Annotated in this window: 11 protein-coding genes and 1 tRNA gene; 3 read left to right on the forward strand and 9 right to left on the reverse strand. The window is 54.7% G+C overall.

Features of this window, described 5'->3' with window-relative positions:
- Window positions 1–231: 231 nt before the first annotated feature.
- Window positions 232–1,707, reverse strand: coding sequence for a ketol-acid reductoisomerase (gene ilvC / locus RAC60_RS12045; RefSeq protein WP_277283481.1), 1,476 nt, complete (start codon window positions 1,705–1,707; stop codon window positions 232–234).
- 160 nt (window positions 1,708–1,867) lie between these two features.
- On the opposite strand from ilvC, the gene ilvY reads away from it, so the two are divergent.
- Window positions 1,868–2,749, forward strand: coding sequence for an HTH-type transcriptional activator IlvY (gene ilvY, locus RAC60_RS12050; protein ID WP_375093818.1), 882 nt, complete (start codon window positions 1,868–1,870; stop codon window positions 2,747–2,749).
- On the opposite strand, the gene ilvA is transcribed toward ilvY, so the two are convergent.
- The 6 genes from ilvA to ilvL form a co-directional block, all read right to left on the reverse strand.
- Entirely contained in the window at window positions 2,750–4,297 is a 1,548-nt protein-coding gene (gene ilvA, locus RAC60_RS12055) for a threonine ammonia-lyase, biosynthetic (protein ID WP_006121157.1), read from the reverse strand.
- Window position 4,298: 1 nt separating this feature from the next.
- The gene (gene ilvD, locus RAC60_RS12060; RefSeq protein WP_006121158.1) at window positions 4,299–6,149 is read right to left on the reverse strand and encodes a dihydroxy-acid dehydratase; all 1,851 of its coding nucleotides are present in this window, start codon (window positions 6,147–6,149) and stop codon (window positions 4,299–4,301) included.
- Between the two features lie 60 nt (window positions 6,150–6,209).
- Window positions 6,210–7,139, reverse strand: a complete 930-nt coding sequence (locus tag RAC60_RS12065) for a branched-chain amino acid transaminase (protein WP_006121159.1) — start codon at window positions 7,137–7,139, stop codon at window positions 6,210–6,212.
- 18 nt (window positions 7,140–7,157) lie between these two features.
- Window positions 7,158–7,415, reverse strand: coding sequence for an acetolactate synthase 2 small subunit (gene ilvM / locus RAC60_RS12070; protein WP_006121160.1), 258 nt, complete (start codon window positions 7,413–7,415; stop codon window positions 7,158–7,160).
- On the reverse strand, window positions 7,412–9,058 hold the full coding sequence (gene ilvG, locus RAC60_RS12075) for an acetolactate synthase 2 catalytic subunit (protein WP_006121161.1): 1,647 nt from the start codon (window positions 9,056–9,058) through the stop codon (window positions 7,412–7,414). The genes ilvM and ilvG overlap by 4 nt, the downstream gene beginning before the upstream one ends.
- A 149-nt stretch (window positions 9,059–9,207) precedes the next feature.
- Entirely contained in the window at window positions 9,208–9,306 is a 99-nt protein-coding gene (gene ilvL / locus RAC60_RS12080) for an ilv operon leader peptide (protein WP_071785161.1), read from the reverse strand.
- Window positions 9,307–9,636: 330 nt separating this feature from the next.
- On the opposite strand from ilvL, the gene RAC60_RS12085 reads away from it, so the two are divergent.
- On the forward strand, window positions 9,637–11,157 hold the full coding sequence (locus tag RAC60_RS12085; RefSeq protein WP_375093822.1) for a YifB family Mg chelatase-like AAA ATPase: 1,521 nt from the start codon (window positions 9,637–9,639) through the stop codon (window positions 11,155–11,157).
- 23 nt (window positions 11,158–11,180) lie between these two features.
- Here RAC60_RS12085 and RAC60_RS12090 read toward each other — a convergent pair whose 3' ends face one another.
- Window positions 11,181–11,519: a DUF413 domain-containing protein gene (locus RAC60_RS12090; RefSeq protein WP_006121163.1), complete on the reverse strand. Its 339-nt coding sequence runs from the start codon at window positions 11,517–11,519 to the stop codon at window positions 11,181–11,183.
- Window positions 11,520–11,640: 121 nt separating this feature from the next.
- Between RAC60_RS12090 and hdfR the strand changes: the two genes are divergently transcribed.
- Window positions 11,641–12,465: an HTH-type transcriptional regulator HdfR gene (hdfR, locus tag RAC60_RS12095; protein ID WP_006121164.1), complete on the forward strand. Its 825-nt coding sequence runs from the start codon at window positions 11,641–11,643 to the stop codon at window positions 12,463–12,465.
- A gap of 110 nt (window positions 12,466–12,575) precedes the next feature.
- Here the strand turns inward: hdfR and RAC60_RS12100 are convergent.
- Window positions 12,576–12,651 (reverse strand) — tRNA-Trp (locus tag RAC60_RS12100).
- Window positions 12,652–12,658: the final 7 nt, after the last annotated feature.

Consider the following 12,658-nt stretch of genomic DNA (forward strand, 5'->3'; position numbering starts at 1 on the left):
ACGGCTGTCGCTTCTGTCGCCGTATGCTATGCCCTCAGACATCATCACGAGTATTTTGCTGGCAACCTTACGGCTGGCGTGTTCCTTATTCTTGCCGGGTGTCAGTATGTTGGTTACAGGAGCCTTTTACCGCCTGTTATCGTGTCGCCAGGCGCATGCTAAAACAAAAAGGCGCAGCCAGATGGCCGCGCCTTTTTGTCTTACATTTGCTGAAAACGGTGGCGGTGCGACTTAGCCTGCAACCGCGATGCGTTTCATATCGGTCATGTAACCACGCAGTTTGCGGCCAACCTGCTCGATAGGATGCTGACGAATGGCTTCATTAACGTCGCGCAGTTGGGCGTTATCCACCTGCGTGCCGTCAATAGCTTTACCCAGATCGCCCGGCTGCAGTGAGGCCATAAAATCTTTCAGCAGCGGCACCGCCGCAAAAGAGAACAGGTAGTTACCGTACTCAGCGGTATCAGAAATAACCACGTTCATTTCATACAGGCGTTTACGGGCAATGGTGTTCGCGATCAGCGGCAGCTCGTGCAGTGACTCGTAGTAAGCCGACTCTTCGATGATGCCAGCATCTACCATGGTTTCAAATGCCAGCTCAACGCCCGCTTTGACCATGGCAACCATGACAACGCCTTTGTCGTAGTATTCTTGCTCTTCGATTTTGCCGTCGAACTGAGGGGCGGTTTCGAACGCGGTTTTACCGGTCTCTTCGCGCCAGGTCAGCAGCTTCTTATCGTCATTCGCCCAGTCCGCCATCATGCCAGCAGAGAAATCGCCTGAAATGATGTCATCCATATGCTTCTGGAACAGAGGAGCCATGATGGTTTTCAGCTGCTCAGACAGTGCGTAAGCACGCAGTTTCGCCGGATTAGACAGGCGATCCATCATCAGCGTAATGCCGCCAAATTTCAGGGATTCGGTGATGGTTTCCCAGCCAAACTGAATCAGTTTCTCGGTGTACGCCGCATCGTGACCTTCAGCCACCAGCTTATCGAAGCACAGCAGAGAACCGGCCTGCAGCATACCGCACAGAATGGTCTGCTCACCCATCAGGTCAGATTTCACTTCCGCAACGAAAGAGGATTCCAGCACGCCAGCGCGGTCGCCACCGGTGGCAGAAGCCCAGGCTTTGGCGATAGCCATACCTTCACCTTTCGGATCGTTTTCCGGGTGAACCGCGATCAGCGTCGGTACCCCGAAGCCACGCTTGTATTCTTCACGGACTTCGGTGCCCGGACACTTCGGCGCCACCATAACGACGGTGATATCTTTACGGATGGTTTCGCCCACTTCGACAATGTTGAAGCCGTGTGAATAGCCCAGCGCGGCACCGTCTTTCATCAGTGGCTGTACAGCCTGAACAACGGCGGAGTGCTGTTTGTCTGGCGTCAGGTTAACCACCAGGTCCGCCTGAGGAATCAGTTCTTCGTAAGTGCCCACTTTGAAACCGTTGTCGGTGGCTTTGCGATACGAGGCACGTTTTTCGGCGATGGCTTCTGCACGCAGGGCATAAGAAACATCCAGACCGGAATCGCGCATGTTCAGGCCCTGGTTCAGGCCCTGCGCACCACAGCCCACAATCACAATCTTTTTGCCTTTCAGGAAGCTGGCACCATCCGCGAACTCGTCACGCCCCATAAAACGACATTTGCCCAGTTGCGCTAACTGGTTGCGCAGATTCAGTGTGTTGAAGTAATTAGCCATGGGTACTCCGGTTAAATGTTGTGTTTGCTTTTGTCTGTTGACGGCGTGAGATTCAGCGCCGCGAATGACCCCATCATATGACAGGATTTCTGTTGCTTAAATTGATATATTAACAACATTACATTGCAATAATCGCAATGCATTCTGAGGTGGAACCTGTATGGATTTACGCGATCTCAAATTGTTTTTACATCTGGCAGAAAGCTGCCATTTTGGCCGCACCGCACGGGCCATGCACGTCAGTCCGTCCACGCTGTCACGCCAGATTCAGCGGCTGGAAGAGGATGTCGGCCACGCGTTGTTTCTGCGTGATAACCGCACCGTCACGCTCACCGAAGCGGGCGAAAGACTAAAATTATTTGCACAACAAACCTTACTGCAGTATCAGCAATTGCGCCATGCCATGGATCTCAACGGTCCGTCACTCAGTGGTGAACTGCGCCTGTTTTGCTCGGTGACCGCCGCGTACAGCCATCTGCCGCCCATTCTGGATCGCTTCCGCGCCGAGCATCCTCAGGTGGAAATCAAACTGACTACCGGCGATGCGGCCGATGCGATTGAAATGGTCCAGTCGGGTAATGCCGATCTGGCGATTGCCGGTCGACCTGAATCGCTGCCTGCCAGCATTGATTTCACCACGCTGGGGCTGTTGCCGCTGGGACTGATTGCACCTGCACTGCCCTGTCCGGTGCGCAGTCAGGCGACAGAAGAGGCACCGGACTGGTCACAGATTCCGTTTATCCTGCCCGAGCAGGGACCGGTCCGGCGGGCGATCGAGCTATGGTTCCGCCGTCATCGCATCGTTAACCCATTGATTTATGCGACCGTTGCCGGTCATGAAGCAATCGTGTCGATGGTAGCGCTGGGCTGTGGGATTGCGCTGCTGCCGGATGTGGTGCTGGAGAACAGCCCTGAGCCGGTACGAAACCGTGTGCTGCCGCTGGAAAGCGTGGCATCCGTCGCACCGCTGGAGCTGGGTGTTTGTGTACAAAAAAAGCGGCTCGGAGAGCCGCTTATCAGCGCATTCTGGAACCAGCTCTAGTTACTGGCCTGCCAGGAAGAAGCGGAATGCCGGGTTATGCGTTTCGTCGTGGAAATCGTAACCCAGGTCGGCAAGGTGCTCTTCAAAACGCGGTTCGTCGTTGCCAAGCTCGAAGGCCGTGAGGACCCGGCCGTAGTCCGTGCCGTGGCTACGGTAATGGAACAGTGAGATATTCCAGTGCGTGCCCAGCGTTTGCAGAAACTTAAGCAATGCGCCAGGCGCTTCCGGAAACTCAAAGCTGAACAGGCGCTCACGCAGCGGCTTGGAAGGCCGTCCGCCCACCATGTAACGCACGTGCAGCTTCGCCATCTCATCGTCAGACAGATCCACCACCTGATAGCCGTTTTCCGTTAACTGGCTGATGATCTCTGCGCGCTCATCCATCCCGCGCGTCAGCCGCACGCCCACAAAAATGCAGGCTTTGTCGGTGTCGGCATAGCGATAGTTAAACTCGGTAATCGAGCGACCACCCAACGTCTGACAAAACTTCAGGAAGCTGCCCTGCTGTTCCGGGATCGTGACCGCCAGCAGAGCTTCGCGTTGTTCACCCAGCTCACAACGTTCAGAAACGTAGCGCAAACCATGGAAGTTAACGTTAGCTCCCGACAACACGTGCGCCAGGCGTTCGCCCTGAATATCGTGCTGCTGGACGTATTTCTTCATGCCCGCCAGCGCCAGCGCGCCTGAAGGTTCTGCCACGGCACGCACATCTTCAAACAAATCTTTCATTGCCGCGCAGATCGCATCACTGTCCACGGTGACGATGTCGTCGAGATATTCCTGGCACAGGCGGAAAGTTTCGTTACCGATGCGCTTCACGGCCACACCTTCGGCGAACAAGCCCACGCGCGGTAAATCCACCGGCTCACCAGCCTCCAGCGCCGCTTTCAGGCAGGCCGAATCTTCTGACTCGACAGCGATCACTTTGATTTGCGGCATCAGCTGCTTGATGAGCACCGCCACGCCCGCGGCCAGACCGCCGCCGCCCACCGGAACAAAAACCCGATCGAGATGCGCGTCCTGCTGCAGCAGTTCCATCGCCAGCGTGCCTTGTCCGGCGATGACCGCCGGATGGTCAAACGGTGGCACAAAGGTGTAACCCTGCTGCGTCGCCAGTTCAATGGCTTTGGCTTTCGCCTCGTCAAAGTTGGCACCATACAGGAAGGCTTCACCGCCAAATGCACGCACCGCATCCACCTTGATGTCCGCTGTCGCCAGCGGCATGACGATCAGCGACTTGATGCCCAGCTTCGTCGCCGATAACGCAACGCCCTGGGCGTGGTTACCGGCCGACGCGGTGACAACACCGCGTGCTTTCTGCTCTTCATCAAGGCCGGCAATCATCGCGTAGGCACCGCGCAGTTTAAAACTGTGCACTGGCTGGCGATCTTCTCGCTTCACCAGAATGGTATTGCCCAGACGTGCAGAGATTTTTTCCATCTTCTGCAGTGGGGTAACCTGTGCCACTTCGTATACCGGTGAACGTAACACCGCACGCAGATACTCGGCACCGCAGGGCGCCTCGGGTAGCGGTTGAGCCTCAGCCATCTTAGCCTCCCAGCTTACTCTTATCGCGCACAGCACCTTTATCGGCGCTGGTCGCGAGCGATGCATAGGCGCGCAGGGCAAACGACACGTCGCGCTGACGGTTCATCGGCGTGTAAGCTGCGTCGCCACGGGCTTCCTGCTCTTCACGGCGGGCATGCAGTTCATTATCCGGTACGGCCAGTCTGATACCGCGGTTTGGGATATCGATATCGATGATATCGCCATCTTTCACCAGCGCGATGGTGCCGCCGTTAGCGGCTTCAGGTGAGGCGTGACCAATTGACAGGCCAGAGGTGCCGCCAGAGAAGCGACCGTCGGTGATCAGAGCACAACTTTTACCCAGCCCCATCGACTTCAGGTAAGTGGTGGGATACAGCATTTCCTGCATGCCCGGCCCACCTTTTGGCCCTTCGTAGCGGATCACAACCACGTCACCCGCTACCACTTTGCCACCGAGGATAGCTTCCACAGCGTCATCCTGGCTTTCATAAACTTTGGCCGGGCCGCTGAACGTCAGAATCTCTTTATCGACGCCCGCGGTTTTTACGATACAGCCATCTTCGGCAATGTTGCCGTAGAGCACGGCCAGACCACCATCCTGGGAATAGGCATGTTCGCGCGTACGGATACAGCCTTCAGCGCGGTCATCATCCAGCGTGTCCCAACGGCAACTTTGCGAAAACGCCTGAGTCGTTCGAATACCGGCTGGACCCGCACGGAACATGTCCTTCACCGCCTGATCCTGAGTCAGCATGATGTCGTACTGATCGAGCGTTTCACGCAGGCTCTGCTGCAGAATATTACGGGCGCTGGTGTCAATCAGCCCGGCACGATCCAGCTCGCCGAGAATACCGATGACGCCACCCGCACGGTGCACATCTTCCATGTGATATTTCGGCGTGCTCGGTGCCACTTTGCACAACTGAGGAACTTTGCGTGACAGGCGATCGATATCAGAGATGTTAAAGTCCACCTCACCTTCCTGCGCGGCAGCCAGCAGGTGCAGAACGGTATTTGTAGAGCCGCCCATAGCGATATCCAGCGTCATGGCATTTTCAAACGCGGCTTTGGTGGCGATGTTGCGCGGCAGCATATTCACATCATCCTGCTCGTAATAGCGTTTGGTCAGGCTGACGATGCGCTTACCGGCGTTAATGAACAGCGCTTTACGGTCGGCATGGGTGGCCAACAGTGAACCGTTACCCGGTTGTGACAGGCCGAGGGCTTCGGTCAGGCAGTTCATTGAGTTTGCGGTGAACATGCCCGAACAGGAGCCGCAGGTTGGACAGGCGGAGCGTTCAATCTGCTCGCTGTCAGCATCGCTGACGTTCGGGTTAGCCCCCTGGATCATGGCATCCACCAGATCCAGCTTGATGATCTGATCGGACAGTTTGGTTTTACCGGCTTCCATTGGGCCGCCGGAAACAAAGATCACCGGAATATTCAGGCGCAGCGCGGCCATCAACATGCCGGGGGTGATTTTGTCGCAGTTTGAAATGCAGACCATGGCATCAGCACAGTGCGCGTTCACCATGTACTCGACAGAGTCGGCAATCAGCTCACGTGAAGGCAGAGAATACAGCATGCCGCCATGGCCCATGGCAATACCGTCGTCCACCGCGATCGTGTTGAACTCTTTGGCCACGCCACCTGCCGCTTCGATTTGCTCGGCAACCAGCTTACCCAGGTCACGCAGGTGTACGTGGCCCGGCACAAACTGGGTGAATGAGTTAACGACGGCGATAATCGGTTTGCCGAAATCATCGTCGGTCATTCCTGTTGCGCGCCAGAGGGCACGGGCACCAGCCATGTTGCGGCCGTGGGTGGTGGTAGCGGAACGGTACTTAGGCATACTCTTTACTCCAGTCAAAATAAGATCGCGGACATCCAGCGACATCCGCGCAAGGTCTGGTTATGCGTTAACCGGGTCCAGCCAGCCCCATTTGTCTTCGGTCTCGCCGGTAAACAGGCCAAAGAATGCCTGCTGAATGCGTTTGGTGACGGGCCCACATTTGCCTTCGCCAACCTGAATGCGATCCACGCTGCGTACCGGGGTGATTTCTGCCGCCGTGCCGGACATAAAGACTTCGTCAGCCAGGTACAGAGATTCACGAGACAGTGCCTGTTCACGCACTTCGATGCCCATATTACGCGCCAGCGTGATGATGGCATCGCGGGTGATGCCCGGCAGTGCAGAGGAGGTAAACGGCGGGGTAAACAGCACGCCATCTTTCACTTCAAACAGATTTTCGCCTGCGCCTTCTGAAATCAGGCCATTGGTATCCAGCGCAATGCCTTCCTGATAGCCATGGCGGCGCGCCTCACTGCCTACCAGCAGGGAAGACAGATAGTTGCCGCCCGCTTTTGCTGCGGTTGGCAATGTGTTTGGCGCAACGCGGTTCCATGAAGACACCATGGCATCAATGCCGTTTTCCAGCGCTTCAGCACCCAGGTAAGCGCCCCACGGGAACGCTGCAACAATCACATCCGTGGTGAAGCCATCCGGTGGGTTCACGCCCAGACCGACATCACCCACGAAAGCCAGCGGACGGATGTAGGCGCTTTTCAGGTTGTTCACGCGAATCACTTCACGGCAGGCTTCCATCAGTTCATCAACGCTGTGCCTGATCGGGAAACGGTAAATTTTGGCGGAATCGTGCAGACGCTGCATGTGCTCGCGGTGACGGAAGACGACCGGGCCTTTGTGTGAGTCGTAGCAGCGCACGCCTTCAAATACCGAGGTGCCGTAATGCAGAGCGTGAGACATCACGCTGACTTTCGCCTCTTCCCACTTAACCATTTCGCCGTTGAACCAAATGAAATCTGCTTTCTTGGTGCTCATTATTATTTCCTTTCGCGACTACGCGCGGATTTGTTGTGATGTCTGTTGTTGAATCTGGACGCAGGCGACATCCATCAGTTTGCTTAACTGGGAAGACAGTAAATCGACAGAGCGCTGGCTGGCAACGGTCATTTCGATATTAATGTTTTCGGCGTTAGCCACAGTCGCCATGTTCATTGAACACACCTGAAAGCCACGATGGCGTACTACACGTAAAATGCGTTCCAATATTTCAGGTCGAAAGCGCGCTTCGATAGACAATTGATGCTGGTTCATACGGTTTTCTCCATCATGTTGGCGTTGCTGGCACCGGGCGGTACCAATGGCCAGACGTTTTCATGCTCATCAATTGACACGTGCAGGAAATAAGGACCTTCACTGTTCAGCAGAGCATCGATTGCGGCGTCGACCTGATCTTTACGGGTGATTCGCTGGCCCGGGATATCAAATGCGCTGGCCAGCGTGAGGAAGTCGGGGTTGTCGGTCAGGATGGTTTCACTGTAGCGACCGTCAAAAAACAGCTGCTGCCACTGGCGAACCATGCCCAGACGCTGGTTATCCAGCAGCAGAATTTTCACAGGCAGTTTGCCACGCTTAATGGTGCCCAGTTCCTGAATATTCATCATGATAGAGCCGTCGCCCGAGACACAGATGACGGTATCGTGAGGGCGCGCAACCTGTGCGCCGATTGCCGCAGGCAGGCCAAAGCCCATTGTGCCTAAGCCACTGGAGGTGATGAAATCTTCAGGCGCGTCACAGGCTATATGCTGGGCCGCCCACATCTGATGCTGACCTACGTCGGTGGTAACAACAGTGTTTGCCGGTTTGCGATCGGACAGTTGTTTCAGTAATAACGGCGCATAGATGGCTTCACCGGGATGATCGTAGCGCCACGCATGCTGTGCTTTCAGCGCCATGACTTCGTCGCGCCACGCCTGAATCTGTAAAGGCTGGCTCAGGGCCGGCAGGACATGGTTGAGATCGCCTTGCAGCGACACATGTGCACGGCGCAGCTTATTCAGTTCTGCAGGGTCCACATCCAGATGGATCACGCTGGCCAGCGGGGCGAAGGTGTCCAGTTTACCGGTGACGCGGTCGTCAAAACGGGCACCCACCGCGATTAACAGGTCGCAGGACTGGACGGCCAGATTAGCGGCCTTAGTGCCGTGCATGCCCAGCATGCCCAGATAACATTCGCTGTCGGCATCCACACTTCCCAGGCCCTTCAGCGTGGCAACAGCGGGAATGCCGGTTTCCTGCATCAACGCGCGCAGTGCCGGCACCGCTTGCGCCATGCCGACGCCACCGCCGACATACAGCATAGGTTTTTTGGCCTGCGCCATCATTGCCCGCGCGTCAATAATTGCCTGATGCGGCATCGACATCGCTTCTTCCACCGGCATCAACTGCGGTGAAGGTTCCCCTTTTGCCAGCTGAATATCCTTTGGGATATCGACTAATACCGGCCCGGGGCGACCCGACTGCGCAATGGCGAACGCCTCGGCCATCACGGAAGGCAAATCATCCAGCGATTCAACCATGAAGCTGTGTTTGGTGCAGGCTAACGACAGACCGAGAACATCGATTTCCTGAAAGGCATCCGTACCGATGAAGGCAGAAGCGACCTGACCGGTCAACGCGACAACCGGCACGGAGTCCATCATGGCATCAGCCAGGCCGGTGATCAGATTTGTTGCACCGGGGCCCGAAGTGGCAATGCAGACACCGGTTTTACCGGTTGAACGGGCATAGCCGATTGCGGCCATCACCGCGCCCTGCTCGTGACGGCACAACAGGTGTTCGACGCCGCCGTCGTATAGCGCATCGTACACTGGCATGATGGCGCCGCCAGGGTAACCAAATACGGTATCAACGCCTTGTGCGCGTAAAGCCTGAACTACCCATTGTGCACCTGTCATCGTTATTCTCCTGTCGCCTGAGGGGAACAACAGAATTTTATGCTACTGTTCATTGTTTGTTCCTTGCAGATTTACTGAATTTTGCCAGGTCAAAAAAAAACCCCCGGACCTTTCGGTGCGGGGGGTTTTTTAGAGTTCTGGCTTGATTTTTAAGCCTTTCTTGCTCCAAGCGTTGCCCCGCACAGTGGGTTAATAATCACCACCACGCTAATCACGACAAGGCTAATCACTAGTAGAAGGGCTTTCATAACGTATTCGATTCTTTAACTCGTTCGAAGTAATGCCTACAGAGTTATCATAGTTAGTAGGCTAATTACAATATTTTTTATCAGGTTTTTTATTGCGGCCCATTGCGTTCTTTCGTTATCAATTTGTAATTAAAAGATTATTTTATTGAGCCCCGACTTTGACAAAAAAACCATGCCGATGCGGTTATACCGCGTTCAAAGTCCGGTTCCACAAAAAAAGCGTGCGGATGTATAGTGCGCAAAAAAATCACGGCGCAGCTTACATTTTGTCCTTTTGGCCCTCGCCGTCATTGAAGCGCCAGGGCAGACTTGCCGCATTTGGGAGCGGCCATGTCTTTGTCAAAAGTTCTGACACGTGCAGCCATCGGGGTTGATGCGCCGCTGGTGACTATTGAAGTCCATATCAGCAACGGATTGCCTGCCCTGACGTTGGTGGGCTTACCGGAAACTACCGTCAAGGAGGCACGCGAACGTGTCCGTAGCGCCATCATTAACAGCGGCTTTGACTTCCCTGCCCGGCGAATCACCATCAATCTGGGCCCGGCCGATCTGCCTAAGGAAGGCGGGCGCTACGATTTGCCCATGGCTGTCGCCATTCTGGTCGCGTCTGAACAGCTCCCTGCAGAGAAGCTGGGCGGATATGAGTTTCTGGGCGAGCTGGCGCTAAACGGCGCTCTGTGTGGTGTACAGGCCGCCATTCCGGCTGCCCTTGCGGCGATTAAAGCTGGCAGGCAGTTGATTCTCTCAGCAGAAAACCAGACTGATGTGGGTTTAATCCGTAAAGGCTCAACGCTGGTAGCCGCCCATTTGATCGACGTTTGTGCTTTCTTACACAACAGGGGTGAACTCACGATTGCCACCGCCCACGCCGATAAAACCGACGAAATCACAGACGATCTTCGCGATATTGTCGGGCAGGAACAAGGACGCCGTGCCCTGGAGATCACGGCGGCCGGTGGACATAACCTGATGCTGATCGGACCGCCAGGCACAGGCAAAACCATGCTTGCCACTCGTTTACCGGGCATCATGCCGCCATTAAGCGATCAGGAGGCCTTAGAATGCGCAGCGATAGCCAGCCTGAGTAATGCGGGCCCTGTGCATCATTCATGGCGTAAAAGGCCGTTCAGGGCCCCTCATCATAGTGCTTCACTGTATGCGCTCATTGGCGGTGGCGCATTGCCCCGTCCCGGCGAGATCTCGCTGGCCCATAATGGAGTGCTTTTTTTAGATGAATTGCCTGAATTCCAGCGCAGCGTTCTGGATGCATTGCGCGAACCCATTGAGTCCGGTGAAGTCGCGATTTCGCGAGCCAGGGCTAAGGTGGTTTACCCTGCACGTTTTCAGTTAGTCGCTGCGATGAATCCCAGTCCGACAGGACACTATCAGGGACAGCATAACCGCACCTCGCCGCAGCAGATTTTACGCTATCTCAGCAAACTTTCCGGCCCCTTTCTTGATCGCTTTGATCTGTCGCTGGAGGTGCCATTGCTACCGCCGGGACTGTTAGGCCAGCAACAGCAGACGGGAGAAAGTTCTGTGGCGGTACGCGAGCGCGTGCTTGTTGCCCGGCAAAGACAGATAGCGCGTTCAGGAAAAATCAACGCTCATTTAGCTAATGCGGAGGTATTACGGTGGTGTGCGCTTTGTTCTGCGGATGCGAAGTGGCTGGAGTCTGTTTTAAATCAGTTGGGCTTATCAGTACGGGCTTGGCAGCGGATCCTGAAAGTGGCGCGCACGGTGGCCGATTTGGCCGGTGAAGAGACGATCAGCCGTTATCATTTGCAGGAAGCCGTCAGTTACCGAAGCATTGACCGCCTCATGACCTATCTTCATAACAACCTGCAGTAAAAAGGGGCTTTCGCCCCTTTTCATTAATCGTCGCTTTCTGTGTAGTCTTCAACGGTATCCATTTGTGGCTTACCGCCTGACAGCGTGTGAAAACGCTTAGGACGCTTGATACGGGTCATGTATTTGGACCAGACACGTTCTGCTTCCGTCTGCGGCTCACGGACACCACGACATACCTCGATGAACAAACGCTCTTCTTCTGTCGCTGGTTCACGTTTGGCAAGATCCAGCTCATTAAACGCGACGCCGTGGCGTTCAAGTAGCTGTGCTTCTTTAATCGTAAAGTCCCCATGACGCGAAAATCCGCGTGGGTAATGTTTGTTATCAAAGAAACGATTTTCCGTTGAGAAGCTTTCCGCCATGTTACACGCTCCTGTTTCTCTTATGGCCGTGCTATTTATGGCGCGGAGTATTAGATACGCTTGACAGAGTGTAAAACAAAACATTTAAATCTATACGACAAACAAATTTTGGGAGAAGGCTGTGGATACGGAATTACTGAAAACTTTCCTGGAAGTGAGCAGAACTCGCCATTTCGGGCGTGCTGCAGAAGCACTTTACTTAACGCAGTCTGCTGTCAGTTTTCGCATCCGCCAGTTAGAAAACCAACTGGGAGTGAATCTTTTTACCCGACACCGCAACAACATCCGTTTGACCTCGGCAGGTGAGCGTCTTTTGCCTTACGCGGAAAGTCTGATGAATACCTGGCTTATGGCGAAGAAAGAAGTGTCGCACACGCAGCAGCATCATGAGCTGTCCATTGGTGCCAGCGCCTCACTTTGGGAAGCCTATCTGACGCCATGGCTTCAGACACTCTACGAAAACAGGGAAAGTCTGCACCTGGAAGCGCGTGTGGCGCAGCGTCATTTGTTAGTTAAACAGTTGCATGAACGCCAACTGGATTTATTGATTACGACGGAAGCACCAAAGATGGATGAATTGACCAGCCAGCAGATAGGTCATATTTCGCTGGCACTGTTTCGTTCCCGGCAGACCGAAAAGCGTGAGAAATATGACTATATTAAGCTGGAATGGGGCGCGGACTTTCATCAGCACCAAAGTTATCTTTCCGGCGGGGACGATGTTCCGGTATTAACAACGACATCAGCACAGGTGACGCGTGAATTGTTGCACACGACAGGAGCCTGCGCGTTTCTGCCCGAGTTCTGGCAAAGCTTGTACAGCGACCTGATAGTGATGCCCGATACGTCTGTGGCGGTGCGGCCTTTGTATGCGGTATGGCTGCAAAACAGTGATCAGCAGACGTATATCCGTCAGTTGCTGAAGTTTCCAGTCGTACCGAATTAAAGAGAGGGAAGAAAGCGAGGATTAAGCCAGTCTTTGCTGGCTGGTTTTCTGTTTTGCTTTTCTTAAGGCAAAAAAAAATCCTTCGCATACGCAAAGGATTTTTCTTTTTCTGGCAGGGGCGGAGGGACTCGAACCCCCAACACCCGGTTTTGGAGACCGGTGCTCTACCAATTGAACTACGCCCCTAAAAAGG

Source organism: Pantoea sp. BR_17 (assembly GCF_041955125.1).
GTDB classification, from domain to species: Bacteria; Pseudomonadota; Gammaproteobacteria; order Enterobacterales; family Enterobacteriaceae; genus Pantoea; species Pantoea stewartii.

Excerpts from the sequence above, each read along its gene's own strand:
- ilvC (WP_277283481.1), bottom strand. The coding sequence starts at position 1,707 with ATGGCTAATTACTTCAACACACTGAATCTGCGCAACCAGTTAGCGCAA.
- ilvY (WP_375093818.1), top strand. The coding sequence starts at position 1,868 with ATGGATTTACGCGATCTCAAATTGTTTTTACATCTGGCAGAAAGCTGC.
- ilvA (WP_006121157.1), bottom strand. The coding sequence starts at position 4,297 with ATGGCTGAGGCTCAACCGCTACCCGAGGCGCCCTGCGGTGCCGAGTAT.
- ilvD (WP_006121158.1), bottom strand. The coding sequence starts at position 6,149 with ATGCCTAAGTACCGTTCCGCTACCACCACCCACGGCCGCAACATGGCT.
- RAC60_RS12065 (WP_006121159.1), bottom strand. The coding sequence starts at position 7,139 with ATGAGCACCAAGAAAGCAGATTTCATTTGGTTCAACGGCGAAATGGTT.
- ilvM (WP_006121160.1), bottom strand. The coding sequence starts at position 7,415 with ATGAACCAGCATCAATTGTCTATCGAAGCGCGCTTTCGACCTGAAATA.
- ilvG (WP_006121161.1), bottom strand. The coding sequence starts at position 9,058 with ATGACAGGTGCACAATGGGTAGTTCAGGCTTTACGCGCACAAGGCGTT.
- ilvL (WP_071785161.1), bottom strand. The coding sequence starts at position 9,306 with ATGAAAGCCCTTCTACTAGTGATTAGCCTTGTCGTGATTAGCGTGGTG.
- RAC60_RS12085 (WP_375093822.1), top strand. The coding sequence starts at position 9,637 with ATGTCTTTGTCAAAAGTTCTGACACGTGCAGCCATCGGGGTTGATGCG.
- RAC60_RS12090 (WP_006121163.1), bottom strand. The coding sequence starts at position 11,519 with ATGGCGGAAAGCTTCTCAACGGAAAATCGTTTCTTTGATAACAAACAT.